21 protein-coding genes and 3 pseudogenes are annotated in these 24670 nt (G+C 64.8%); 10 read left to right on the forward strand and 14 right to left on the reverse strand.

What is annotated here, in order from left to right; translation table 11 throughout:
- The first annotated feature begins 30 nt into the window (after nt 1-30).
- The 9 genes and pseudogenes from PE067_RS17600 to glmM all read left to right on the forward strand — a co-directional run bounded on the left by PE067_RS17600 (nt 31) and on the right by glmM (nt 10428).
- Nucleotides 31-960, forward strand: coding sequence for a glycine--tRNA ligase subunit alpha (locus PE067_RS17600; RefSeq protein WP_276190993.1), 930 nt, complete (start codon nt 31-33; stop codon nt 958-960).
- Complete coding sequence (locus PE067_RS17605) at nt 957-1430, forward strand: DUF6446 family protein (protein ID WP_276190994.1); 474 nt, start codon at nt 957-959, stop codon at nt 1428-1430. The genes PE067_RS17600 and PE067_RS17605 overlap by 4 nt, the downstream gene beginning before the upstream one ends.
- The gene (gene glyS, locus PE067_RS17610) at nt 1430-3646 is read left to right on the forward strand and encodes a glycine--tRNA ligase subunit beta (protein WP_276190995.1); all 2217 of its coding nucleotides are present in this window, start codon (nt 1430-1432) and stop codon (nt 3644-3646) included. Before PE067_RS17605 ends, glyS begins: the two co-directional genes overlap by 1 nt.
- 119 nt (nt 3647-3765) lie before the next feature.
- Nucleotides 3766-6346: pseudogene (locus PE067_RS17615) on the forward strand (putative PEP-binding protein).
- A 216-nt stretch (nt 6347-6562) separates the two neighbouring features.
- Nucleotides 6563-7123 carry a cell wall hydrolase gene (locus tag PE067_RS17620; RefSeq protein WP_276190996.1) on the forward strand — a complete coding sequence of 187 codons (561 nt, stop codon included), beginning with the start codon at nt 6563-6565 and terminating at the stop codon, nt 7121-7123.
- A 132-nt stretch (nt 7124-7255) separates the two neighbouring features.
- Nucleotides 7256-7696, forward strand: a complete 441-nt coding sequence (locus PE067_RS17625) for a dihydroneopterin aldolase (protein WP_276190997.1) — start codon at nt 7256-7258, stop codon at nt 7694-7696.
- Nucleotides 7645-8088: a hypothetical protein gene (locus PE067_RS17630; protein ID WP_276190998.1), complete on the forward strand. Its 444-nt coding sequence runs from the start codon at nt 7645-7647 to the stop codon at nt 8086-8088. The genes PE067_RS17625 and PE067_RS17630 overlap by 52 nt, the downstream gene beginning before the upstream one ends.
- Nucleotides 8085-9110: a dihydropteroate synthase gene (gene folP / locus PE067_RS17635; protein WP_276190999.1), complete on the forward strand. Its 1026-nt coding sequence runs from the start codon at nt 8085-8087 to the stop codon at nt 9108-9110. The genes PE067_RS17630 and folP overlap by 4 nt, the downstream gene beginning before the upstream one ends.
- Nucleotides 9085-10428, forward strand: coding sequence for a phosphoglucosamine mutase (gene glmM / locus PE067_RS17640; RefSeq protein ID WP_276191000.1), 1344 nt, complete (start codon nt 9085-9087; stop codon nt 10426-10428). Before folP ends, glmM begins: the two co-directional genes overlap by 26 nt.
- Before the next feature lie 33 nt (nt 10429-10461).
- Here the strand turns inward: glmM and PE067_RS17645 are convergent, their stop codons facing one another.
- The 3 genes from PE067_RS17645 to dksA all read right to left on the reverse strand — a co-directional run bounded on the left by PE067_RS17645 (nt 10462) and on the right by dksA (nt 12664).
- The gene (locus PE067_RS17645; protein WP_276191001.1) at nt 10462-11604 is read right to left on the reverse strand and encodes an FAD-dependent oxidoreductase; all 1143 of its coding nucleotides are present in this window, start codon (nt 11602-11604) and stop codon (nt 10462-10464) included.
- A 2-nt stretch (nt 11605-11606) separates the two neighbouring features.
- Nucleotides 11607-12179, reverse strand: coding sequence for a DJ-1/PfpI family protein (locus PE067_RS17650; protein ID WP_276191002.1), 573 nt, complete (start codon nt 12177-12179; stop codon nt 11607-11609).
- Between the two features lie 62 nt (nt 12180-12241).
- Nucleotides 12242-12664 (reverse strand): RNA polymerase-binding protein DksA, encoded by a 423-nt coding sequence (gene dksA, locus PE067_RS17655; RefSeq protein ID WP_276191003.1) that lies wholly within the window; start codon nt 12662-12664, stop codon nt 12242-12244.
- Nucleotides 12665-12829: 165 nt separating this feature from the next.
- On the opposite strand from dksA, the gene PE067_RS17660 reads away from it, so the two are divergent.
- The gene (locus PE067_RS17660; RefSeq protein WP_276191004.1) at nt 12830-13672 is read left to right on the forward strand and encodes a MoxR family ATPase; all 843 of its coding nucleotides are present in this window, start codon (nt 12830-12832) and stop codon (nt 13670-13672) included.
- Here the strand turns inward: PE067_RS17660 and PE067_RS17665 are convergent.
- The 11 genes and pseudogenes from PE067_RS17665 to sucC all read right to left on the reverse strand — a co-directional run bounded on the left by PE067_RS17665 (nt 13647) and on the right by sucC (nt 24444).
- Nucleotides 13647-13799: a hypothetical protein gene (locus tag PE067_RS17665; RefSeq protein ID WP_276191005.1), complete on the reverse strand. Its 153-nt coding sequence runs from the start codon at nt 13797-13799 to the stop codon at nt 13647-13649. The two genes, PE067_RS17660 and PE067_RS17665, sit on opposite strands and share 26 nt — an antisense overlap.
- Before the next feature lie 25 nt (nt 13800-13824).
- Nucleotides 13825-14310: a lytic transglycosylase domain-containing protein gene (locus PE067_RS17670; RefSeq protein WP_276191006.1), complete on the reverse strand. Its 486-nt coding sequence runs from the start codon at nt 14308-14310 to the stop codon at nt 13825-13827.
- 149 nt (nt 14311-14459) lie between these two features.
- Nucleotides 14460-15855: pseudogene (lpdA, locus tag PE067_RS17675) on the reverse strand (dihydrolipoyl dehydrogenase).
- 51 nt (nt 15856-15906) lie between these two features.
- Nucleotides 15907-16299: an MAPEG family protein gene (locus PE067_RS17680; RefSeq protein ID WP_276191007.1), complete on the reverse strand. Its 393-nt coding sequence runs from the start codon at nt 16297-16299 to the stop codon at nt 15907-15909.
- On the reverse strand, nt 16299-16556 hold the full coding sequence (locus PE067_RS17685) for a hypothetical protein (RefSeq protein ID WP_276191008.1): 258 nt from the start codon (nt 16554-16556) through the stop codon (nt 16299-16301). The genes PE067_RS17680 and PE067_RS17685 overlap by 1 nt, the downstream gene beginning before the upstream one ends.
- A 211-nt stretch (nt 16557-16767) precedes the next feature.
- Nucleotides 16768-17079: a hypothetical protein gene (locus PE067_RS17690; protein WP_276191009.1), complete on the reverse strand. Its 312-nt coding sequence runs from the start codon at nt 17077-17079 to the stop codon at nt 16768-16770.
- Nucleotides 17080-17083: 4 nt separating this feature from the next.
- Nucleotides 17084-18654 (reverse strand): annotated as a pseudogene (gene odhB, locus PE067_RS17695) (2-oxoglutarate dehydrogenase complex dihydrolipoyllysine-residue succinyltransferase).
- A 3-nt stretch (nt 18655-18657) separates the two neighbouring features.
- The gene (locus tag PE067_RS17700) at nt 18658-21630 is read right to left on the reverse strand and encodes a 2-oxoglutarate dehydrogenase E1 component (RefSeq protein WP_276191010.1); all 2973 of its coding nucleotides are present in this window, start codon (nt 21628-21630) and stop codon (nt 18658-18660) included.
- 163 nt (nt 21631-21793) lie between these two features.
- Nucleotides 21794-22057: a hypothetical protein gene (locus PE067_RS17705; protein WP_276191011.1), complete on the reverse strand. Its 264-nt coding sequence runs from the start codon at nt 22055-22057 to the stop codon at nt 21794-21796.
- Nucleotides 22058-22359: 302 nt separating this feature from the next.
- Nucleotides 22360-23244 carry a succinate--CoA ligase subunit alpha gene (gene sucD / locus PE067_RS17710; protein ID WP_276191012.1) on the reverse strand — a complete coding sequence of 295 codons (885 nt, stop codon included), beginning with the start codon at nt 23242-23244 and terminating at the stop codon, nt 22360-22362.
- A gap of 6 nt (nt 23245-23250) precedes the next feature.
- Entirely contained in the window at nt 23251-24444 is a 1194-nt protein-coding gene (gene sucC, locus PE067_RS17715; protein ID WP_276191013.1) for an ADP-forming succinate--CoA ligase subunit beta, read from the reverse strand.
- Between the last annotated feature and the right edge of the window lie 226 nt (nt 24445-24670).

Genomic DNA, 24670 nt, shown 5'->3' on the forward strand with positions numbered 1-24670 from the left:
TTCCTGCCAGTTATGCCAAAGGATGCGACGATGACCAGCCCCGACCGGCCCAAGAGCTTTCAGGAAATCATCCTGCGGCTGCAGAATTACTGGGCGGCTCAGGGATGCGCGGTCCTGCAACCCTATGATATGGAGGTCGGCGCGGGCACGTTCCACCCGGCGACGACGCTGCGCAGCCTTGGCACCAAGCCCTGGGCGGCGGCCTATGTCCAGCCCTCGCGCCGCCCGACGGATGGGCGTTACGGTGAAAACCCCAACCGGCTACAGCATTACTATCAATATCAGGTGATCATCAAACCATCGCCCGCGAACCTTCAGGATCTGTATCTGGGCAGCCTGAAGGCCATCGGTCTGGACCCGATGATCCACGATGTCCGTTTCGTCGAAGATGACTGGGAAAGCCCGACCCTTGGCGCTTGGGGTCTGGGCTGGGAGGTCTGGTGCGACGGGATGGAGGTCAGCCAGTTCACCTATTTCCAGCAGGTCGGCGGGCATGACTGCCGACCCGTCTCGGGCGAGCTGACCTATGGGCTGGAGCGCCTGGCCATGTATGTGCTGGGGATCGAGCATGTCATGGACATGCCCTTCAACGATCCCGCCAGCCCGATTCCGCTGACCTATGGCGATGTCTTTCTGCAAACCGAACGCGAATACAGCCGCTGGAATTTCGATCAGGCCGATACGGATATGCTGTTCCAGCATTTCAAGGATGCCGAGGCCGAATGCGACCGCATCCTGTCGGCCGATGACACCGACGCGGCGGGCCGCAATATCCCGATGGCGCACCCGGCCTATGATCAGGCGATCAAGGCCAGCCATCTGTTCAACCTGCTGGACGCGCGCGGCGTGATCTCGGTCACCGAACGTCAGGCCTATATCGGTCGGGTGCGGGCGCTGGCCAAACGCTGCGCCGACCTGTTCGTGACCACCCCCGCAGCCACGGGCGAGCAGATCCGATGACCGGAAAACTGATCGCGATCTTTTTCGCCGCCATCGTCCTCGTTGCAGGCGGCGGCATGTATTACCTGCAGGTTTACCATTACTACCGCACCGTCGATCAGGCCCCGGCGACGCTGGCCGTTCAGGGCGCGGATGGCGCGGTGATCGACCTGCCGGTCGCCGATTATCAGGGCATCTATTCGGTCAGTTCGCCGCTGGCGAACCGCGCCTGTTTCACGACCGACCCGGCGCTGGCCGCGACTGCCGCGCCCTATCCCGCGCCGACGCCGCTGATCCCGCCGCGCTGGTTCGACTGTTTCGACGTGGCTGCCCTGACCGATGACATCGCCGCTGGCCGCGCCACCGCCTGGCTGGTGCAGAAAAACATCGCCCCCAAAATCGACGCCGTTCTGGCCGTCTATCCCGACGGCCGCGCCTATGAATGGCGCCAGACCAACGAAGACGCCGAAGAGAAAAGGACCATCGACTGATGCCCGACCTGCTGATCGAACTCTTTTCGGAAGAAATCCCGGCCCGCATGCAATCCCGCGCGCGCGAGGATCTGCGCAAGCTGGTCACGGATGGTCTGGTTGCGGCCGGCCTGACCTATCGCAGCGCAGGCGCATTCAGCACCCCGCGCCGCCTGACCCTGACCGTCGAGGGCCTCTCCGCCGAAAGCCCGACCACCCGCGAGGAACGCAAGGGCCCCCGCACCGACGCGCCCGAGGCCGCCTTGCAGGGTTTCCTGCGCGGTGCGGGCCTGACCCGCGATGATCTGGTCGCGCGCGACGATAAAAAGGGCCAGGTCTGGTTCGCGACCATCGTCAAACCCGGCCGCCCCGCCGCCGAGATCGTGGCCGAGGTGCTGGACAGCACCATCCGCAACTTTCCCTGGCCGAAATCCATGCGTTGGGGCGCGGGTTCCCTGCGTTGGGTCCGCCCCCTCCATTCCATTATCTGCATCCTGACGGATGAGGCCGGCGCCCGGATCGTGCCCCTTGATATCGAAGGCATCCGGACCGGCGACACCACCCGCGGCCACCGCTTCATGGCCCCCGACGCCTTTGCCGTGACCGGCTTTGACGATTACGCCGCCAGGCTGCGCCGCGCCCGCGTCATGCTGGACAGCGCGGAACGCGAGGCCGCCATCCGGCAAGAGGCCGCCAATCTCGCCTTTGCCCGTGGCTGGGAGATCGTGCCCGACGACGGGTTGCTGTCGGAAATCGCCGGTCTGGTCGAATGGCCCGTCCCCCTGATGGGCGTGATCGAGGACCGCTTTCTGGCCCTGCCGCCCGAGGTGCTGCAAACCTCGATGAAGGAACACCAGAAATTCCTGTCCGCCCGCAACCCGAAAACCGGCCGGATCGAAGGCTTCGTCACGGTGGCCAATATCGACACCCCCGATCACGGCGACACCATCCTGAAAGGCAACCAGCGCGTGCTGGCCGCCCGCCTGTCGGACGCGGCCTTCTTCTGGGAAAATGATTTGCGAGAGGCGAAATCCGGGATGCAGGACTGGGAACAGGGCCTGAAATCCGTGACCTTCCAAAGCAAGCTGGGCAGTCAGGCCGACCGCATCACCCGCATCGCAGCCCTTGCCCGTGAAATCGCCCCGCTGGTCGGTGCCGACCCGGACATGGCCGAGGAAGCCGCCCGCATCGCCAAACTCGACCTGCGTTCGGCGATGGTCGGCGAATTCCCCGAACTGCAAGGCACCATGGGCCGCTATTACGCGCTGGAGGCAGGCAAGGACGCAGCGGTGGCCGACGCCGCCCGCGACCACTATTCCCCCTTGGGTCCGTCCGACGCCGTGCCCACCGCCCCGGTCTCGGTCGCGGTTGCGCTGGCAGATAAGCTGGACACCCTGACCGGCTTCTGGGCCATCGACGAAAAACCCACCGGTTCCAAAGACCCCTTCGCCCTTCGCCGCGCGGCCTTGGGGGTTGTTCGGTTGGTGTTGGGGAATGCGATCAGAATTTCTCTGTCAGAGTTGATGCATACGATCGGAGAAGTGCATCTTGACTTTTTCTTCCTGCGGCAACGAGAGCATTTCGCGGATAGTGAGCGACAGCTCGTAGATGCTGGCTTTGAAAAACCAGATTACGCGCAGAAAATAAAAGCGTTTGAAAAGGCGAGCTTTCCTGAAGGCACCGCTTTCATTAATGCTCTTGTTGCAATGGAAATTGACCTCCTCTCCTTCTTCCACGACCGCCTCAAAGTCTTCCTCAAAGATCAAGGCATCCGCCACGACGTCATCGACGCCGTGCTCAACATGCCCGGCAATGACGACCTGACCCTGCTCGTCAACCGCGCCACCGCCCTGTCGGATTTCCTGAAAACCGACGACGGCACCAACCTGCTGCAGGGCCTGAAACGCGCCGCCAATATCCTCGCGCAGGCCGAAGAAAAGGACGGCGTCGAATACTCCTTCGGTGCCGACCCGAAATATGCCGAAACCGATCAGGAACGCGCCCTCTTCGCGGCCCTCGGTCAGGCCCAACCCGCGATCAGCGCCGCCATGCAAGCCGAAGATTTCCCGGCAGCCATGTCCGCCATCGCCGCCCTGCGCGCGCCCATCGACGCCTTTTTCGACGCCGTCCAGATCAACACCGACAGCCAGATCCTGCGCCGCAACCGCCTGAACCTGCTGTCCCAGATCCGCGCCGCCGGCGCCGCCATCGCCGACTTCAACAAGATCGAGGGCTGATTTCTTCATCACCCAAATACCCGCCGGGGTGAGAGGCGGGCCACAGGCCCGCGTCGAGGGGCGGCAGCCCCCTTTTTACCGCTTGCCGCAAGGGGATGGCCATGACAGGCTCACAGCCCATGCAAGCACTGAACGATCCGCTTTCCATCGTCGAAATTACCCCCTCGGCCGGGGTCAATACGGGTATCCACGGCTGGCGGGCGAAATGCCTGCAACGTCTGGTCCGCATGAACCTGCCGGTCCCCCGCAGCGTCGCGATTTCCGCCGATGCGGTGCGGGCGATTTCGGCGGGCGGCATGCCCGACCGGGCAAGGCTGGCGGCGCTGATGGATCAGGGCAGCGGGCTGGTCAGCGTGCGGCCCTCGGCCATCGACCCGGCATGGGGCGGGCCGGGGACCGTGCTGAATGTCGGCATGAATGACGAGGTCCACGACCGCATCGCCGCGATCAAGGGCCGGGGCGCGGCGGATGCGCTGTATAGCGGTTTCGTCCAATCCTATGCCATCCATGTCGCGCGGCTCGACCCCGGCATGTTTTCCGACGAACATGCCGACCTGCGCGCGGTTCTGGCCGCCTATTACGCCGAAACCGACGAAGCTTTCCCCCAGGACCCCGCCCGCCAGCTGGCCGAGGTGCTGCGGTCCATGGCGCGGGCATGGGACGGGCCGACCGCCCGGCTGCTGCGTCAGGCCAAGGGGGCGCCGCCGAATGCGCCGTTGGGGCTGGTCGTGCAGGACATGGCGCTGGCCATCGGGCCGGGGGTCACCGGGTCGGGCACGATCCAGTTCATCGACTCCGTCACCGGCACGCCGCGCATCACCGGGCGCTTTCGCGGCCAGACCCAGGGCAACGCCAAGGGCGAGGGCGCCGATCCGCTCTATCTGACCCGCGATCCGCGCGGCCAGTCGCCGGAACAGGCCGCGCCCGAGGTCTTTGCCGATCTGGTCCGCTTCGGCGTCGCCGCCCGCGAACGCCTGCGCGAAGAAATGCAGATCGAATTCGTGCTGACCGACAGCAAGATCTCGATCATCGACGCGATCCGGGTCACGCGCAGCTCCCGCGCCTCGGTCCGCATCGCGGTGGCGCTGGCCCGCGACGGCATCATCGCCCCGCAAGAGGCGGTGATGCGGGTCGAACCCCGCGCCCTTGGCGAATTGCTGCATTACCAGATCGACCCCGCCAGCCCGCGCGACATCGTCACGCGCGGCATCAACGCCAGCCCCGGCGCCGCGACCGGCCAGATCGTCTTTACCGCCGCCGCCGCGCAGGAACGCGAGGCGCGGGGCGAAGCGCTGCGGTGCTGATCCGCCGCGAAACCGTGCCCGAAGATATCCGCGGCATGCATGCCGCCGTCGCCGTCCTGACCGAACGCGGCGGCGTGACCAGCCATGCGGCGGTGATCGCGCGCGGCCTTGGCCTGCCCGGCATCGTCGGCGCCAGCGGCATTTCCATCGATTCGCGCGCGCGCATCATGCGCGTCGGCACCCGCATCTTCCGCGAGGGCGATATCCTGACCATCGACGGCACTTCGGGCGAGGTGCTGGCGGGCGCGGCGACCCTGCTGGAACCGGCGCTGGACGACAGTTTCAACCAGTTGCTGGAATGGGCCGACGAATTCCGCCGCATCGGCGTGCGCGCCAATGCCGACACGCCCGACGATGCCGCGACGGCGCAGAATTTCAAGGCGCAGGGCATCGGGCTGTGCCGCACGGAACACATGTTCTTTGACGACGCGCGCCTGCCGGCCATGCGCGAGATGATCTTTGCCGACGCGCCTGCGGATCGCCGTCTGGCGCTGGAACGCATCCTGCCGATGCAGCGCGACGATTTCACGGCGCTGTTCGAGATCATGGCGGGCCTGCCGGTCACCATCCGCCTGTTCGACCCGCCCCTGCATGAATTCCTGCCCCATGACCGCGAAGGCATGCGCGAACTGGCCGAATCGCTGGACCTGCCGCTGTCCGATGTCGTCCGCCGGGTCGAGGGCGCCTGTCGAATTCAACCCGATGCTGGGGATGCGCGGCGTGCGCCTGGGCATCACCGTGCCCGAAATCTACGACATCCAGGCCCGCGCCATTTTCGAGGCGACGGTCGCCGCCGCCCGTGCCGGATCGCCGGTCGTGCCCGAAATCATGATCCCGCTGGTCAGCGCCCGGCGCGAGGTCGAGCTGGTGAAGACCCGCGTCGGCGCCGTCGCCGCCGCGGTCAGGAACGGGAAGCCCGGCAGAGCATTCACCTACCGCCTTGGCGTCATGGTCGAAACGCCGCGCGCGCCGCGCTGCGGGGCGGGCGATATCGCCGAACATTGCGGCCTTCATGTCATTCGGGACGAACGACCTGACGCAGATGACCTATGGCCTGTCGCGCGATGACGCGGGCCGTTTCATGGGCACCTATGTCGGCAAGGGCGTGTATGAAGGACCCGAATTCCACATCCTCGACCAGCAGGGCGTGGGCGAGGTGGTCGCGATCGGGGTCGAACGCGCCAAGGCGCATCGTCCCGACATCACGATTTCGGTCTGTGGCGAACATGGCGGCAATCCCAGATCGATCGCTTTCTGCCTGCGGGCGGGTGTCGATTATGTGTCATGTTCGCCCTTCAGGGTGCCCGTGGCGCGTCTTGCCGCCGCTCAGGAAACGATTCTCGAAGCTGCCGAAGCGGCCATGAAAGCCTCTGAGGACGAATTTCCGCAGTCTTAAGACTCTCTGAATCTGGCCGGTTCTTGCTGATCGGGCGAAAACGCTCGGCATAAACCTGCCGGAATCGAACCCTTCGGTCTGTTTTCGTGGCTTCACGGAGCTGTGGGCTGGCCTTCTGCCCCGCTGTTTTGGTCTTTCTCGCTCGATCAGGGGCGCTGACAGCGCTCCTCCCAGCGAAAAACAAGAACCACGGTTCAGGACAAAGACAGGTTTAGCATGACCATTTCCATGGCATGGCAGTCTGGCGCCTTGGCGCTTTTTACGGCCATTGCCCTATCCATCTCTGCCGTGCCCGGTCACGCAAATGGCAATGACACCAGAAGGTTATCCGCCTCGAACGGGGGCGAACGGGTGCAGCAGGTCGCGGCGCGCGGCGTCAGTCAGGCCGAATTGCAATGCCTGGACCGAGGCATTGGCAATTTCGAGGCGCGGGGCGTGCGCACCGCCGGTCAGCAGGCCGTTGCCGAGGTGATTCTGAACCGCGTCGATCACCCGCGCTTTCCGAATTCGGTCTGCGGCGTCGTCAACCAGCGCGGTCAGTTCAGCTGCAAGGGCCGGGTGTCGGGCCGTTACAATGAACGCGCCGCCTTCAGCCGCGTGCAGCGTGTCGCCATGGCCGCCCTTTCGGGTGCGCCGCGTGATCTGACCGGGGGCGCGACCTATTTCCACACCCTCCGCCGTGCGTCCGAAATGGTCGAACAAGTCTCACCCCGCACCGTGCGCATCGGTCGTCATATCTTTTACCGATCCGGCGGCCAGCGGGTTGCGTCGAACTGAATTAGCGGCAAATCTCTGAGACAAGCGCCCGGCGGCTGTTCCGCCGGGCTTGTTCATTGCACGAGAGATGAATGCCATGGAGCCCGCAGACCGCATCCACCTGCAGCGACTATATCGTCGCGGCCGATATCGGTGCCTTCCAGACAGAGCGGGGGACATGACCAGCGCCTGAGTTTCAGCCTGACCGTCGATCTGGCCACCCCCGTCAAGGGCGTGAACGACGAGGTGGACCGGATCCTCAGCTATGACATCCTGATCGGGGCGATCACGGCGGGTCTGGCGGATCGGCGCCACAATCTGCTGGAGACGCTGGCCGAAAAGATCGCGGCGCAGGTGCTGGACCATCCCCGCGCCGCCCGGATCGAAGGTGACGATCGGCGTGCTGGACCGGGTGCCCGGCGCGCTTGGCGTGACACTGGTGCGCAGCGCGGCGCGCGTGGCCGCCGAAACCCGTCGCATCGCGCCGACGGTTCTGTTCGTCGGGATGCGACACCGACCTGCCCGCCGGGCCGCTGGTCATCGTGCCCGATGCGCCAAACCTGCCCCTGCCGCAGGGTGGCAATGACCGGCTGATCGCGCTGCTGGCGCTGGATCAGGCGGCATGGGCGCTGGCCGGCCGGCTTGGCCTGCATGTCGCGGACGGCCTGACGGAACTCAACTGGGCGATGGGCGAAGGGCAGCGCGTGGTCTGGGCGCCCTATCGCATGACCGCGGACGAGGCGGAATTGCGCGCCGATCCCGTGGCGCTGACCTTTTTGGCTGGCAACGCGGCTGTCGGCGTCGCGACTGGCCCGGGCCTTGCCGCCCGGCAGCGCCGAACCCGTGCCGCCTGCGGGCTTTCATCTGACCGCGCCGGGGCAGGCGCCGGACGGGGATTGAGGGTTCCGGGGACTGAGGATTTCGGGGATCAAGGATTTCCTTGCAAAACCCCCGGTCAGGTCGCAGAAGTCTGGCGTGACGGATGACCGGGGCCCATGACTGCGCAAATCTATTACCGACCGATCCCCTTGAAACCGGGCGCCACAGGCTGGCCGGGGGCTGGGTGCGTTTCACCGAATGCGAGCTGTTGCAGCGCGGTCAGGCGCCGCGTGTCACCGCCGACATTCCCGCCGATGTGCTGGAACGGCTGACCGCCCCGCGCCCCGATGTGCTGGGCCTTGCCATGGACCGCCCGCGCATCATGGCGATCCTGAACGCGACGCCCGACAGCTTTTCGGATGGCGGGCTGGTGGGCGGCACCGATGGCGCGATTGCGCGGGGCCGTGAACTGGTCGCGCAGGGTGCCGATATTCTGGACATCGGCGGCCAATCGACCCGTCCCGGCGCGGCCGAGGTCGCCGTGGCCGACGAAACCGCCCGCATCTGCCCCGCCATCGCAGGGCTGCAGGGCCTTGCCCCGATTTCCGCCGACACGCGCAAGGGCGATGTGGCGCGGGCTGCGGTGCAGGCGGGGGCGGAGATGGTCAATGACGTGTCCGGCTTTGACTTCGACCCGCGCATGGCCGGGATCGTGGCGGAAACCGGCGCGGCGGTCTGCATCATGCACGCCCAGGGCCTGCCCGAAAACATGCAGGACGATCCGCGTTACGGCGATGTGCTGCTGGACGTTTACGACGCGCTGCACGAACGGGTTCAGCGGGCTTTCGCCGCTGGCATTCCCGCCGACCGGATCGTGATCGACCCGGGCATTGGGTTCGGCAAGACCGAGGCGCATAATCTGGCGATCCTGCGGCGGATTTCGGTCTATCACGGGCTGGGGCTGCCGATCCTGCTGGGCCTGTCGCGCAAACGTTTCGTCGGGCGTATAGGCGGGGCCGAAGCGCCGCAGGCGCGGATGCCGGGCACGCTGGCCCTGACGCTGGAAGGCATGGGGCAGGGGGTTCAGATCCACCGCGTCCATGACGTCGCGGACATCAATCAGGGGCTGCGCCTGTGGCGCGCGCTTCACATGGGGAAAGACGATGAGCAGAAAGATCTTCGGGACTGACGGCGTTCGCGGGCGTGCGAATGCCTATCCGATGACGGCCGAAATGGCCCTGCGTCTTGGCGCGGCGGCGGGGCGCTATTTCCGGCGCGGCAGCGAAAACGACCACCGCGTCGTGATCGGCAAGGACACCCGCCTGTCAGGCTATATGCTGGAAAACGCCCTGACGGCGGGGCTGACCAGCACGGGGATGAATGTCCTGTTGCTGGGGCCGGTGCCGACGCCTGCCGTGGGTTATCTGACGCGCTCGATGCGGGCCGATCTGGGGATCATGATTTCCGCCAGCCACAACCACGCCCATGACAATGGCATCAAGTTCTTTGGTCCCGACGGGTTCAAGCTGTCGGACGAGGCGGAATCGGCAATCGGTGCGGCGGTCGAGGGCGAGATCGCGCCCGCCCGCCCCGAAAACATCGGCCGTGCGCGGCGCATCGACGATGGCCGGGGCCGCTATGTCGAATATGCCAAGACGACCTTTCCGGCGGGCCAGCGCCTGAACGGGCTGAAGGTCGTCGTCGATTGCGCCAATGGCGCCGCCTGGCGCGCCGCGCCGGATGTGCTGTGGGAACTCGGGGCCGAGGTCATTCCGCTTGGCGTCGAACCCAACGGCCACAACATCAACGACGGCGTGGGGTCCACTCACCCTCAGGCCTGCGCGGCTGCCGTTCTGGCGCATGGCGCGGATCTGGGCATCAGCCTGGACGGCGATGCCGACCGGGTGATGCTGGTCGATGAAAAGGGTCAGGTGGCCGATGGCGACCAGATCATGGCGCTGCTGGCCGCGCGTTGGGCCGATCAGGGCCGGTTGCAGGGCGATGCGCTGGTCGCGACCGTGATGTCTAACCTTGGGCTGGAACGCTTCCTGCAGACGCGCGGCGTCGGGTTGGAGCGCACGGCGGTCGGCGACCGTTATGTCGTCGAACGGATGCGGCAAAAGGGTTTCAACCTTGGCGGCGAACAGTCGGGCCATATCGTGATGACCGATTACATGACCACCGGCGACGGGCTGGTCGCGGGGCTGCAATTCCTGGCGGCGATGGCCGACAGCGGGTTGCGCGCCTCTGATCTGGCGAAACAGTTCGATCCGGTGCCGCAGATGCTGAAAAACGTGCGCTATGCCAATGGCGCCGATCCCTTGGCGCAGGCCAGCGTCAAGGCGGTGATCGCCGATGCCGAGGCGCGGCTGGCCGGCGCGGGCCGCGTGCTGATCCGCAAATCCGGCACCGAGCCCCTGATCCGCGTCATGGCCGAGGCCGAGGACGAAGGCATCTTGCGCGAGGTCGTGGACGGCATCGTCGCCGCCGTCGAAAAGGCCGCCTGAACCCGCGCCCGCCACCACGGCGGGCGTTTTCATTCAGACCTGCGTCGGGTCGTAATCATACAGCCAGCCGAAACGCTCGATCAGGCTGGCGGGGGCGAAACGGTTCAGCCCGCGCAGACCCGCATGGGCGACGGCGCGGGCCGGGCCGCGCAGGTGGTAGTTGCGGGCGTTCTTGTTCGCCGCCTCGACGATCCGGGTGCAGCGGGGCTGGCGCAGGGACTGGAAACGGGCCAGCGCGGCGGCCTGATCGTGATCGGCGTCCAGACAGGCGGCCAGCACCCAGGCATCTTCAATCGCCATGACCGCGCCTTGCGCCATGAAGGGCAGGGTCGGATGGGCGGCATCGCCGATCAGCACCAGCCGCCCGTCCTGCCAATGGGTCGCGACCGGGTGGCGGAACAGGCCCCAGATCCCGGCCTGATCGACACGGGCCAGCCAATCGCCGACGCGCGGGGCAAAGCGGGCAAAGGCGGCGCGCAGATCGGCGGGATCGCCCGCATGGCTCCAGCCTTCCTCGTGCCAGTCGGGACGTTCGATCACCGCGACGATATTGCGCTGGTTTCGGCCCAACCGATCCGGACCAAGCGGATAGCTGACCAGATGGCGCCCCGGCCCCATGAAGACCTCGGCCTGCGGCGCGGCATCACCCGTGTCGGCAATCACCGCGCGCCATGCCGTCTGGCCGGTGAAAAATGGCACTTCGGTCCCGTTCAGCACGGGGCGCAGGGCGCTTTTCAACCCATCGGCGGCGACGACCAGATCGAAGCCCTCGGGCGGGGCCGCAATCTCGCGGTTCAGCCGGATGTCCGCGCCCGCGGCCTGCGCGGCACCGGCCAGCAGGTCCTGCAGGCGGGCGCGGTGGATGAAATAAAAGCTGTCATTCGGACGATGCCGGGCAAAATCCAGCCGCGCGACCTGCGCGCCCGACAGATCGCGCAGGATCACCTGTTCGCTCAGGGCGGCGCGCGCCTGAAAGCCCGGCAGCAGGTCCAGCGCCCGCAGCGCGCGCACCGCGTTGGGGGAAACCTGAATGCCAGCCCCGACCTCTCGCAAGGCATCGGCGCGTTCAAGGACGGTGACGCGCGCACCGCGACGGGCCAGCGCGATCGCCGCCGTCAGCCCGGCGATCCCGGCTCCGACAACCGCGACATTGCGCGCGGAAAGGGCGTTCGGCATGTCTAATGCTCCCTTGCCATGATCTTGCGGAAATCTGCGACCTTGTTCGCGGGCAGGCCAGCGGCGGCCAGAACCTCGGCGGCGAAGCTGACGGGGGCGGTGCCCGGCGCGGTGATGATGCCCCGGTCGCGGACGGCATAAGGGCGGTCGGTGTAGAAATCGCCGCCCCGATAGCCCGGCGCATGTCCGGCCAGAAAACCCGCAGCGTCCGAAGTATGGCGCAACCTGTCCAGCAGGCCATTCCGCGCCAGGGCCAGCGTCGCGCCCGAAATCGCCGCGATCACCTGTCCCCGCCGATGCGCCGCGATCAGCAGGGGATCCAGCGCGGGCGCGGCACCGGCCGCCCAGCCATCGCCGCCGCAGAGCACGATCACCTCATCGCCCTGCACCACCACATCGGGCAGATCCGCGCCGGCCAGTCCGCCCATCGAGCTGACGCGGCCGCCGCCGGGTGTCGCATGACGCAGCGCCATCGCGTGACCCTGTCGCGCATGGGCCGAAATCAGCGCGGTTTCCCAATCCGCGTAACCGTCGATCAGGACGATCAGGATGGGGCGCAGGCCATCACCGGGCATCGCGTCGGCTTTCCGCACGGGTCATGAGCAACGGGCCATGAGCAGGCTTGCCGCGACGCTGCTCAGTCGTCGCGGTGAACCCGCTCGCGGCGTTCGTGACGTTCCTGCGCCTCAAGCGTCATGGTCGCGATCGGGCGCGCATCCAGCCGCTTCAGGCTGATCTGGTCGCCGGTCATTTCGCAATAGCCGTATTCACCCGTCTCGATCCGGCGCAGGGCCGCGTCGATCTTGCTGACCAGCTTGCGCTGGCGGTCGCGGGTGCGCAGTTCCAGCGCGCGGTCGGTTTCCTCGCTTGCGCGGTCGGCAAGATCGGGCACGTTGCGGGCGCTGTCCTGCAAACCTTCCAGCGTTTCGGCAGACTGGCTCAGCAGTTCCTGCTTCCACGCAAGCAGCTTGCGACGGAAATATTCAAGTTGAAGTTCATTCATGAAGGGCTCGTCCTCGGCGGGACGATATTCTTCGGGAAGAAAGGTCTGGGCTTTCATCGGTCCTCCGTGAGCGGGCGCTGAACCCGTTCATGCGGCCCCAATACGGTATGCGGTTGGCATTGTCACTAGCACACCCGGCCTGGGGCCGCATCTTGCGAAGGCATGCCGCGCTGGATTAGGTTTCGCGCGCCAGACTTCGCGCGCAGGACAAGGGATTTTTCGATGCATTTCACCTCGACAGACAGATATGTCGCGCCGCCCGATCTTTCCATGGCCGTGAACGCCGCGATCACGCTGGAAAGGCCGCTTTTGGTGAAAGGTGAGCCGGGCACCGGAAAAACCGAACTGGCCCAACAGGTTGCGAAATCCGTCGGGCTGGAGATGGTCGAATGGAACATCAAATCCACCACCCGCGCCCAGCAGGGCCTGTATGAATATGACGCTGTGTCACGCCTGCGCGACAGCCAGTTGGGCGAGGCGCGGGTCCATGACATTGCCAATTACATCCGCAAGGGCAAGCTGTGGCAGGCCTTTGAGGCGGATCAAAAGGTCGTGTTGCTGATCGACGAAATCGACAAGGCCGATATCGAATTTCCGAACGATCTGCTGCAGGAATTGGACCGGATGGAGTTCCACGTCTATGAAACCGGCGAAACCATCCGCGCCCGGCATCGGCCCGTGGTCATCATCACCTCGAACAACGAAAAGGAATTGCCCGACGCATTCCTGCGCCGCTGCTCTTTCCATTACATCCGCTTTCCCGACGCCGAGACGCTGAAACGCATCGTCGATGTCCATTACCCCGGCCTGAAGCCGCGCCTGCTGGACGAGGCGCTGACCCAGTTCTTTGAACTGCGCGAGACGCCGGGGCTGAAGAAAAAGCCCTCGACCAGCGAATTTCTGGACTGGCTGAAACTGATCCTGGCCGAGGATCTGTCGCCCGAGGAACTCAAGCGCCCGGCGAATGAGGTTCTGCCCAAGCTGCATGGCGCGCTGGTCAAGAACGAACAGGATGTTGCGCTGTTCGAGCGTCTGGCCTTCATGTCGCGGCGGCAGGGCCGGTAAGGGCGGATCGCGTGGTATAGACGGCAACGTCTGCGACGCGGGCGGTCAGGAAAATCCCCACCGCCATGATGCCCATGACAAGCAGCATGAACCTGTCATCCAGCCCGTGCCGCCCCAGCCAACGCATCAGCGCCTTCAGGTGCGGGCGCTTTTCAGCGGCGTGACTGGCGCAGGCCGGTTTCTTCCAGCAGGCCCTTGCGCTTGGCCTCGTAATAATAGCCGCGCGCATACCAGCCGACGGCCTCGTCCTGATTGCCGTCGGCGACCAGATAGGCGCCGCGCAGGTATTTGACGGCATATTGCAGGTTGGTGTCGGCGTTCAGCAATTCCTGCGGCGCGCCGCGATGGCCCATGGTCCGCGCGGTCTGCGGCAGGATCTGCATCAGCCCGTAATAGGGACCGTTGCGCGCCTCGGGGCGGTGGCTGGATTCGCGGATCACGACGCGCTGCACCAGCGAACGCGGCACCTGATAATGGTCGGCCCAGTAGTTGATGCGCCCGCGCAGTTGCGGCGTTTCGTTCGGGTGCAGCCCGCTGGCCAGAAACTCGTTCGCGCCCTTGGAACTGTGGCTGCCGCCATTGCCGCCGCAGGCCGCAAGGCCAAGCACCGCGACGATCAGAAATCGACGAAGGATCATTGTCTCTGCTCCGCTTGTTCCGCCCGGTTGGCAAGGCCCCGGATCTTTTTGACATGATGCTTTTTCGGATATGCCGGGGCGCGGCATATCGCAAGAAAAAAGGCGGCCCATGGCGGGCCGCCCCCTGTCGTGACCGGATTTCCGCCGGATCAGGCGTGAATGGCGCCGTCACCGCAGGCAAGGGCGGCCTCGCGCACGGCCTCGGAACAGGTCGGATGGGCGTGGCAGGTCAGCGCGACATCCTGCGCCGAGGCGCCGAATTCCATCGCGATGCAGATTTCATGGATCATCTCGCCCGCGTTCGGGCCGATGATGTGGCAGCCCAGAATGCGGTCGGTGTCGGCGTCGACGACCATTTTCACGAAACCTTCGCCCTGGAACATCGCCTTGGCGCGCGCATTGCCCATGAACGGGAACTTGCCCACCTTGACCTTGCGGCCCGTGGCCTTGGCCGCGTCTTCGGTCAGGCCGACGGATGCGACCTCGGGGGTGGTGTAGATCACGCCGGGGATCACGTCGTAATCTACATGGCCATGCTTGCCCGCGATGACTTCGGCAACCGCCATGCCTTCGTCCTCGGCCTTGTGGGCCAGCATCGGGCCGGGGACGGCATCGCCGATGGCATAGATGCCCGGAACGCTGGTCTGCCAATGCTGGTCGATCTGGACAAAGCCGCGATCGGTCAGGGTGACGCCCAGCCCGTCCAGCCCAAGCTCGTCGACATAGGGGCGGCGGCCGGTCGCGACCAGCACGACATCGGCCTTGATCTCATGTTCGCTGTCGTCCTTGCGCAGCTTGTACTCAACTTCTGCGCGGCCGTTTTCGACCTCGACCTCCGACACGGCGGCGCCGAGGATGAATTCCAGCCCCTGCTTGGCCAGCACCTTCTGGAACTGCTTTTGCACCTCGCCGTCCATGCCCGGCGCGACGACGTCCAGATATTCGACCACGGTGACCTTGGCGCCAAGGCGGGCATAGACGGAACCCAGTTCCAGCCCGATCACGCCCGCGCCGATCACGACCATGGAGCCGGGGATCTTTTTCAAGGCCAGCGCGCCGGTCGAATCGACGACCACGCCCTGATCGTTGTCGACCGTGACGCCCGGCAGGCTGGCCGGAACCGAACCCGAGGCGATGACGATGTTTTTCGTGTCATGGACCGTATCGCCGACGCGGACCTTGCCTGCGGCCTCGATCACCGCCCAGCCTTTCAGCCAGTCGATCTTGTTTTTCTTGAAAAGGAATTCGATGCCCTTGGTATTGCCGCCCACGGTTTCGGCCTTGTAGCCCAGCATCTTGTCCCAGTCGACCGTGGGTGCCGCACCCATCAGGCCCATTTTTCAAAATTCTCATGCGGTTTCGTGGCAGCATGTGACTGGCGTGCAGCAGGGCCTTGGACGGGATGCAGCCGACATTCAGGCAGGTGCCGCCAAGCGTCTCGCGGCCCTCGACGCAGGCGACTTTCAGGCCCAGCTGGGCCGCACGGATCGCGCAGACATAGCCGCCGGGACCGGCGCCGATGACGATGAGATCGTAGGTGGACATTCACAACTCCTCAGGGATTTCGCGACCACGCGTTCGTGGTGGCGCGACAGGTCAGGTCAAAATTGCATAGATGATCATGATCATCGTCGGCAGAAAGCCCGCCGCCCAGATGACCGACCGCCAGGGCGACCAGCCAAGGGCATAGGCCGGGACGTAAAGGATGCGCGCCGCCAGATACAGCCAGGCGCACAGCACGGTCAGCGCCGTGCTGCGATCCTCGATCGAGATCATGACGACGGCGATGGTGAACAGCGCCAGCGATTCGAAGTGGTTGGCGACCGCGCGGCGCAACCGCCCGGTCAGGGGCGAAAATTCGGGCGTCGTGTCGCGGGGGCCGACATTCCATTCATCGCCCATGTCGCGATGCATGGCATATCCGGCAAGACCAATCTGCACCGCCTGCAGCAGCGCGGCCAGACCCAGGGCGGTGGTTTCGGCGGACATCAGGCGGTTTCCACGAAATGGTAATCGACGCCCTGCACCCCGGCCTGCGAATTGAAGACACCCGCCGCGCCATCCAGATAGGCGCGTGCCGCCTTGGCATCGCCGACCTGGAACAGGGCCCAGACATTGCCGTTATCCTCGCGCCACAGTTGCAGCAGGGACAGGCTGTTGTTACCGCGATCCTCGGCATCGGCGTCGAAGGCGGGTTTGAAACGGGCGTAATCACTGATGGCGTAATGGGCGATCATCTGGGTCATGTCAGCACCTTTGAACAAGCGGGCGCGCAGGATCTGGAACCGCGTCCCCCGGATTATGAAACCGGCCTGCGGCCCGGGGCGGACCCGGTGGCGCATGACCTTCCAGTCTGCAGGCTCAACGGTTGATCGGCGGATCGGTTGCCTGCCAATCGCTGCCCAGCCCGTGCCCTTTCGTTTTCCGGCGCCGGCCCTTGGCATGGCGCCGGAAAATCTATTCGGCCTGCCCGCCCGCAAGCTGCCGCAGACGGTCCATCTGGCGGTTCTTCAGCCGGTGCAGCGCAAGGCTGCTGGTCAGGGAAACCACCGCATAGATGCCGATCAGCGGCCGGAACCAGCGCACCGGACCCATGAAACGGTCCAGCGCGAACATCACGGCCGTCACCAGAACGACGCGCACCAACCAGACCCGCAGCACGCCCTGCAGCGTATCGCGATTCTGCGCCAGCAACTGGTCCAGTTGCTGTTGCGGGTCGCGATCACCGCCAGCATCGGCGGCCTGCGGATCGGTTGGAAGCTCCGTCACGGGATCACAGGTCCATCAGCAGGCGGCGCGGGTCTTCCAGTGCTTCCTTGACGCGGACAAGGAAGGTCACGGCGCCCTTGCCGTCGACGATGCGGTGGTCATAGCTCAGCGCCAGATACATCATCGGGCGGATGACGATCTGGCCGCCGACGACGACCGGCCGGTCCTGGATCTTGTGCATGCCCAGGATGCCCGATTGCGGAGGGTTCAGGATCGGCGAGGACATCAGCGAGCCATAGACCCCACCGTTCGAGATGGTGAAGCTGCCGCCCTGCATTTCCGCCATGGTCAGCTTGCCGTCACGGGCGCGCAGGCCCAGTTCGGCGATCTGCTTTTCGATATCGGCAAAGGACAGCTGATCCGCATCGCGCAGGACCGGAACGACCAGACCCTGCGGCGTGCCGACGGCGACGCCCATGTTGACGTAATTCTTGTAAACGATATCGCCGCCGTCGATTTCGGCATTGACCTCGGGGACTTCTTTCAGGGCGTGGCAGCAGGCTTTCACGAAGAAGGACATGAAGCCCAGCTTGACCTTGTGCTTCTTCTCGAACGCATCCTTGTATTCGTTGCGCAGGCCCATGACGCCCGACATGTCCACCTCGTTATAGGTGGTCAGGATGGCGGCGTTGTTCTGCGCATCCTTCAGACGGCGGGCGATGGTCGCGCGCAGGCGGGTCATCTTGACGCGTTCCTCGCGGGCGGCGTCATTGGCCGAAACCGGCTGGCGCGGCGGGCGGCCGGGGTCGGGGCGACCGACGGGGTGGGGGCGGCTGCGGCGCGGGCCACGTCTTCCTTCATCACGCGACCGTCGCGGCCGGTGCCGGTGACCGCATCGCGCGAGATCCCGGCCTCTGCCATGGCCTTTTCGGCTGCGGGCGCGTCCTTGACATCGCTGCGCGCGGTCGTGCCGGTCAGGCCCTTGGCTTCGGCGCGGGCAACCGCCTCGGCCGAATTCTGGGCACGGTCCGCCGCAGTGCCGGCAGGCGTCGGAACGGAACCCGAAGCGGCAGCGGCGGCGCCTTCGGCGATCACGGCAAGGCGGGCCTTGGCATCCACCGTCGCGCCTTCGGGCGCGAGGATTTCGGCCAGAACACCGGCCGCAGGCGCGGGAACCTCGACCGAAACCTTGTCGGTTTCCAGTTCGCACAGCATTTCGTCCTGAGCGACGGCATCGCCGACCTTCTTGAACCAGGTGGCGACGGTGGCTTCGGTAACGCTTTCGCCCAGAGTGGGCACCATCACGTCCACGGCTTTTCCGCTCATGTCTTTCTGTCCTTCCTTGGGCTTGGCCGACTCGTTCTCGCGCGGCAACATTTCTTCGGGGCCTGCGTCGCCATCTTCGACGATCTGCGCAAGCAAAGCATTGGGGGCGACCGTCTGGCCTTCGGTCGCGATGATTTCGCCAAGCAGGCCTGCGACGGGTGACGGCACTTCGACCGTCACCTTGTCGGTTTCCAGCTCGCAAAGCATTTCGTCCACGGCGACGCGGTCGCCCGGCTGCTTGAACCAGGTCGAGACGGTCGCCTCGGACACCGATTCGCCAAGGGCGGGGACACGCAGTTCAACGCTCATCCGTTAGGCTCCGATCGTGATGGCGTCATGGACCAGCGCCTCTTGTTCGGCCTTGTGACGCGAGGCAAGGCCGGTCGCCACGGATGCCGCCGCGCTGCGTCCGACATAGCGCGGACGTGCGTGCTTGGCGCCGATGCGGCCCAGAACCCATTCGATGTTCGGCTCGACAAAGGTCCAGCCGCCCTGGTTCTTGGGTTCTTCCTGACACCAGACGATTTCGGCATCCTTGAACCGTTCCAATTCCTTGGACATCGACTGTGCGGGGAACGGGTAGAACTGTTCCAGACGCAGCAGATAGACGTCATCGGCACCCGCCGCATTCCGCGCGGCCAGCAGGTCGTAATAGACCTTGCCCGAACAGATCACGACGCGGCGGATCTTGTCATCGGCCTGCAGCTTGAAATCCGATTTGCCGCGATCCGCATCATCCCACAACACGCGGTGGAAGCTGGAATCGGGTCCGAATTCCTGAATGCTGGACACCGCCAGCGGATGGCGCAGCAGCGATTTCGGTGTCATCAGCACCAGCGGCTTGCGGAAGTTCCGTTTCAGCTGGCGGCGCAGGATGTGGAAATAGTTGGCGGGCGTCGTGCAATTCGCGACGATCCAGTTTTCTTCCGCGCAGCCTTGCAGGAAACGCTCCAGCCGGGCGCTGGAATGTTCCGGGCCCTGACCTTCGAAACCATGCGGTAGCAGCATCACCAGACCCGACATGCGCAGCCATTTCTTTTCGCCGGACGAAATGAACTGGTCGAACATGATCTGGGCGCCATTGGCGAAATCGCCGAACTGGGCTTCCCACAGGGTCAGGGTGTTCGGCTCCGACAGCGAATAGCCGTATTCGAAACCCAGCACCGCATATTCCGACAGCATCGAATCGATGACTTCGTAGCGCGCCTGACCCTGACGGATGTTGTTCAGGGGGTAATAGCGTTCCTCGGTCGTCTGGTCGATGAAGGCAGAGTGACGCTGGCTGAAGGTGCCGCGCGTCGAATCCTGACCGGCCAGCCGGACCGGATGGCCTTCGGTGACCAGCGAGCCAAAGGCCAGCGCCTCGCCCGTGGCCCAGTCAAAGCCTTCGCCGGTTTCGAACATCTTTTTCTTGGCGTCCAGCAGGCGGGTCACCGTCTTGTGGACGTCCAGATTGTCGGGATGCGAGGTCAGCGCACGGCCGATTTCCTGAACCGTGTCCAGTTCGATGCCGGTCTGGCCACGGGTGTAATCCTCGCCCTCGATGGTCAGGCCGGACCATTTGCCGTCCAGCCAATCGGCCTTGTTCGGCTTGAATTCCTTGCCCGATCTGAATTCGGTGTTCAGATGGGCCTGAAACGCGGCCTTCATGTCCTCGATCTCGCCCTCGGGAATCAGCCCGTCGGCAACCAGCCGTTCGGTGTAAAGCTGCAGGGTCGTCTTGTGGCCCTTGATCTGCTTGTACATCATCGGGTTGGTGAACATCGGCTCATCGCCTTCGTTGTGACCGAAGCGGCGATAGCAGAAGATGTCCAGAACCACGTCCTTGTGGAATTTCTGGCGGTATTCGGTCGCGACCCGCGCGGCATGGACCACGGCTTCCGGGTCGTCGCCGTTGACGTGGAAAATCGGCGCCTCGACCATCAGGGCGATATCCGTCGGATAGGGCGACGAGCGGCTGAAATGCGGCGCGGTGGTGAAACCGATCTGGTTGTTCACGATGATATGGATCGTGCCGCCGGTGCGGTGACCGCGCAGGCCGGACAGGCCGAAACATTCCGCGACGATGCCCTGACCCGCGAAAGCGGCGTCACCATGCAGCAGGATCGGCAGCACGGCGGACCGGGTTTCGGTGTCGTTCAGCTGGTCCTGCTTGGCGCGGACCTTGCCCAGCACCACCGGGTTCACGGCTTCGAGGTGGCTGGGGTTCGCGGTCAGCGACAGGTGGACGACATTTCCGTCGAATTCCCGGTCATTGGACGCGCCAAGGTGATATTTCACGTCGCCCGAACCATCGACTTCCTCGGGCTTGAAGCTGCCGCCCTGGAATTCGTTGAAGATCGCGCGATAGGGTTTGGACAGGACGTTCGCCAGAACCGACAGGCGGCCGCGGTGGGGCATGCCGATGACGATATCCTTGACGCCCAACTGGCCGCCGCGCTTGATGATCTGTTCCATCGCGGGGATCAGCGCCTCGCCACCGTCCAGACCGAAACGCTTGGTGCCCATGTATTTGACATGCAGGAATTTTTCAAAGCCTTCGGCCTCGACCAGCTTGTTCAGGATAGCGCGGCGGCCTTCGCGGGTAAAGCTGATTTCCTTGCCATAACCCTCGATCCGTTCCTTCAGCCACGCGGCCTGTTCCGGGTCGGAAATATGCATGAACTGCAGCGCGAAGGTGCCGCAATAGGTGCGCCGCATCAGCTCGGTGATCTGGCGGATCGAGGCGACCTGCAGGCCCAGCACGTTGTCGATAAAGATCGGGCGATCCAGATCGTTCGGGCCGAAACCATAGGTCGCGGGATCCAGTTCGCCGGTGCTGGGGGTTTCGCGCTGGTTCAGCGGATCGACATCGGCAAACAGGTGGCCGCGAATCCGGAAGGACCGGATCAGCATGATGGCACGCACCGAATCCAGCACTGCGCGGCGCATCTGGTCATCGGTCAGCGCGACGCCCTTTTCCGCCGCCTTGGCACCGATCTGCCTCATCGCGGCGTCGGCTTCGGCCTTGGTCGATTGCGGCCATTCGCCCGTCAGCGCCGAGGTGTTTTCGTCCGAAGGCGAGGGCGGCCAGTCGGCGCGGCGCCAGCTTGCGCCCGCCGCCTCGCGTTCGACCGCCGCCTGATCATCCCCGAGACTGCGGAAAAAGGCATCCCATGCCTGGTCCACGGCGGCGGGGTTCCGGGCCCACTGACCATAAAGCTGTTCCACATAGGTGGCGTTATGGCCCTGCAGGAAAGAGGAATCGTGAAAGGCGGCATTCCCGCCGGGGGATTGATCGTTCATGGTCTTGCCCTGAATGAACTCGCTATGGTCGGGGTCACGGCCCGAACCGGGTGAAGATATGTCGCGCGGGTCGGGCGCGGGTTGCTGGTCATATGCCCGGCGACAGGGCCGGTTGCGGGTGTAGCCCCGCAGAATGAAGATCGGGTGAACGCGTCATGTCGGGTCATGCGCAGACCACGTCGATCATGCGCGCGCCGGGGTCGTCATAGGGCGACACCATCGGCAGCACGACGATTTCGGCAGGGCGCTTGCGTTCCAGCCTGCACAGGGCGGCGGCGGCCCCCTGTTCGGCATTCACGGGCGCGCGGGCAGGGTGATAGATCAGCCGCCAGCCCGCATCCTTGCGCGCCACGGAACGGATCGCGTCGGGGGGCAGGGTGGTGGTCTTGTGCAGATTGGTCCGCGCCGGCACGCCGCCCCGAAGCACGTCATCCGTCGGCGCACGTCCGCAGCCGGCGACCGCAAGGCCGAGGCAGACGGTCAGGGCCAGAACGGAACGCGGTGTCAGGCGGGGCGCCGGGCGCCGCTGACTGGTATTCCGCTGACCGGCGTTGCCATGGCGGGAATGTCGATGCTGGCCGGGCTGATGCGGGCACGGCTGCGCAGGAACCTGCCCGGCGGACGGGCTGGCGATTGCGAGCGGCTCAGATGCGTTTCCTGGACACTTCATCCACTCTTCAACGGGCACTGCCGACAAGGTAGGTATCGGCAGCGCCTAAGTCAAAAGTCTTACTTTCCGATGGCCTTCAACACGGCGTCACCAAGGCCCGCCGGGCTGTCGGCAACGACGATCCCGGCGCTTTTCATCGCCTCGATCTTGGATTCGGCATCGCCCTTGCCGCCCGACACGATGGCGCCGGCATGGCCCATGCGACGGCCCGGAGGCGCCGTGCGGCCCGCGATGAAACCGGCGGTGGGCTTCCATTTGCCCTTGCGCTTCTGTTCGGCCAGGAATTCGGCGGCCTCTTCTTCGGCCGAGCCACCGATCTCGCCGATCATGATGATCGATTCGGTTTCCGGATCGTCCAGGAACATCTGCAGCACGTCGATATGTTCCATCCCCTTGATCGGGTCGCCGCCGATGCCCACCGCCGAGGACTGGCCCAGACCCACGTCCGAGGTCTGTTTCACCGCCTCATAGGTCAGGGTGCCCGAACGGCTGACGACGCCGACCGAACCGCGACGAAAGATGCTGCCCGGCATGATCCCGATCTTGCATTCGTCCGGCGTCATGATGCCGGGGCAGTTCGGCCCGATCAGTTTCGAATTCGAATTCAGCAGCGCGCGTTTCACGCGCATCATGTCCAGAACCGGGATGCCTTCGGTGATCGCGACGATCAGCGGGATATCGGCATCAATCGCTTCCAGGATCGAATCCGCCGCGAAGGGGGGCGGAACATAGATCACGGACGCATTCGCGCCGGTCACGGCCACGGCTTCATGGACCGAGTTGAAGACCGGCAGGCCGATATGTTCGCTGCCGCCTTTGCCGGGCGTCACGCCACCGACCATTTTCGTGCCGTAAGCGATCGCCTGCTCGGTGTGGAACGTCCCCTGCGAGCCGGTCAGGCCCTGACAGATGACTTTGGTATTCTTGTCTACGAGAACGGCCATCTTGAATTATCCCTTCACCGCTTTGACGATCTTTTGCGCCGCATCCGACAGGTCGTCGGCCGCGATCACGTTCAACCCGCTGTCTGCGATGATCTGCTTGCCCAGCTCGACATTGGTGCCTTCCAGACGCACGACCAGCGGGACCTGCAGGCCCACTTCCTTCACGGCGGCGATGATGCCTTCCGCGATGATGTCGCAGCGCATGATGCCGCCGAAGATGTTGACGAGGATGCCTTTGACGTTCGGGTCGCTGGTGATGATCTTGAACGCTTCGGTCACCTTTTCCTTGGTCGCACCGCCGCCGACATCCAGGAAGTTCGCGGGCTCGGCCCCGAACAGTTTGATGATGTCCATGGTCGCCATGGCCAGACCGGCGCCGTTCACCATGCAGCCGATTTCACCGTCCAGCGCGATATAGTTCAGGTCGTATTTCGAGGCTTCCAGTTCCTTGGGATCTTCCTCGGTCGTGTCGCGCAGTTCCAGAATGTCCGGGTGGCGATAGAGCGCGTTGTTGTCAAAGCCCATCTTGGCGTCCAGCGCCTTGATGTTGCCTTCGGGCGTGACGATCAGCGGGTTGATTTCCAGCATCTCCATGTCTTTTTCGATGAAAAGACGGTAGAGGTTCTTGACCAGCGCCACGCATTGCTTGACCTGCGGACCTTCCAGCCCAAGCGCGAAGGCGACGCGGCGGCCGTGGAAATCCGACAGGCCCGAGGCCGGATCGACGCTGAAGCTGACGATCTTTTCGGGCGTGTTCGCCGCCACTTCCTCGATATCCATGCCGCCCTCGGTCGAGGCGACGAAGCTGACGCGCGACGACCCGCGATCGACCAGCAGGGCCAGATACAATTCGCGCGCGATGTCGGAACCGTCTTCGATATAGATGCGGTTCACCTGTTTGCCGACCGGGCCGGTCTGATGGGTGACCAGCGTGCGACCCAGCATCTGGCGGGCAAGCTCTTCGGCCTCGGAGACCGATTTCGCCAGACGGACGCCGCCCTTGTCACCGGCTTCCTTTTCCAGGAAATGGCCTTTGCCGCGACCACCTGCGTGGATCTGGGCCTTGACCACCCACAGCGGGCCGCCAAGCTGGCCGGCCGCTGCCTTGACTTCATCGGCCTTGGTCACGGCATGGCCATCGCTGACCGGAGCGCCGTATTGACGCAGCAGCGCCTTGGCCTGGTATTCGTGGATATTCATTGTCATCCCCCGCAAATTCGGTTGCCTGCTTCTGGCACAGTCAAACCCTTCGATGAACCGCTATTTTCAAGTTCCAGCGGATTCGCGCCATTATTCCGGGGTTTGTGATCACTGTCCCGAAACGTGTGATCACAAACGCCGCCGGCCCGGTTCGAAACCTGTTCCGTAGCGGCATTCCGGGGCGATGGCCGGGATTGCCCGTGATCCGAGTTGACGCTTTGAGTCG

The organism is Paracoccus sp. DMF-8 (assembly GCF_029309835.1).
Taxonomy (GTDB): Bacteria; Pseudomonadota; Alphaproteobacteria; order Rhodobacterales; family Rhodobacteraceae; genus Paracoccus.

Coding starts and splice junctions, on each gene's coding strand:
- PE067_RS17600 (WP_276190993.1), top strand. CDS start 31: ATGACCAGCCCCGACCGGCCCAAGAGCTTTCAGGAAATCATCCTGCGG.
- PE067_RS17605 (WP_276190994.1), top strand. CDS start 957: ATGACCGGAAAACTGATCGCGATCTTTTTCGCCGCCATCGTCCTCGTT.
- glyS (WP_276190995.1), top strand. CDS start 1,430: ATGCCCGACCTGCTGATCGAACTCTTTTCGGAAGAAATCCCGGCCCGC.
- PE067_RS17620 (WP_276190996.1), top strand. CDS start 6,563: ATGACCATTTCCATGGCATGGCAGTCTGGCGCCTTGGCGCTTTTTACG.
- folP (WP_276190999.1), top strand. CDS start 8,085: ATGACCGGGGCCCATGACTGCGCAAATCTATTACCGACCGATCCCCTT.
- glmM (WP_276191000.1), top strand. CDS start 9,085: ATGAGCAGAAAGATCTTCGGGACTGACGGCGTTCGCGGGCGTGCGAAT.
- PE067_RS17645 (WP_276191001.1), bottom strand. CDS start 11,604: ATGCCGAACGCCCTTTCCGCGCGCAATGTCGCGGTTGTCGGAGCCGGG.
- PE067_RS17650 (WP_276191002.1), bottom strand. CDS start 12,179: ATGCCCGGTGATGGCCTGCGCCCCATCCTGATCGTCCTGATCGACGGT.
- dksA (WP_276191003.1), bottom strand. CDS start 12,664: ATGAAAGCCCAGACCTTTCTTCCCGAAGAATATCGTCCCGCCGAGGAC.
- PE067_RS17660 (WP_276191004.1), top strand. CDS start 12,830: ATGCATTTCACCTCGACAGACAGATATGTCGCGCCGCCCGATCTTTCC.
- PE067_RS17665 (WP_276191005.1), bottom strand. CDS start 13,799: ATGCGTTGGCTGGGGCGGCACGGGCTGGATGACAGGTTCATGCTGCTT.
- PE067_RS17670 (WP_276191006.1), bottom strand. CDS start 14,310: ATGATCCTTCGTCGATTTCTGATCGTCGCGGTGCTTGGCCTTGCGGCC.
- PE067_RS17680 (WP_276191007.1), bottom strand. CDS start 16,299: ATGTCCGCCGAAACCACCGCCCTGGGTCTGGCCGCGCTGCTGCAGGCG.
- PE067_RS17685 (WP_276191008.1), bottom strand. CDS start 16,556: ATGACCCAGATGATCGCCCATTACGCCATCAGTGATTACGCCCGTTTC.
- PE067_RS17700 (WP_276191010.1), bottom strand. CDS start 21,630: ATGAACGATCAATCCCCCGGCGGGAATGCCGCCTTTCACGATTCCTCT.
- sucD (WP_276191012.1), bottom strand. CDS start 23,244: ATGGCCGTTCTCGTAGACAAGAATACCAAAGTCATCTGTCAGGGCCTG.
- sucC (WP_276191013.1), bottom strand. CDS start 24,444: ATGAATATCCACGAATACCAGGCCAAGGCGCTGCTGCGTCAATACGGC.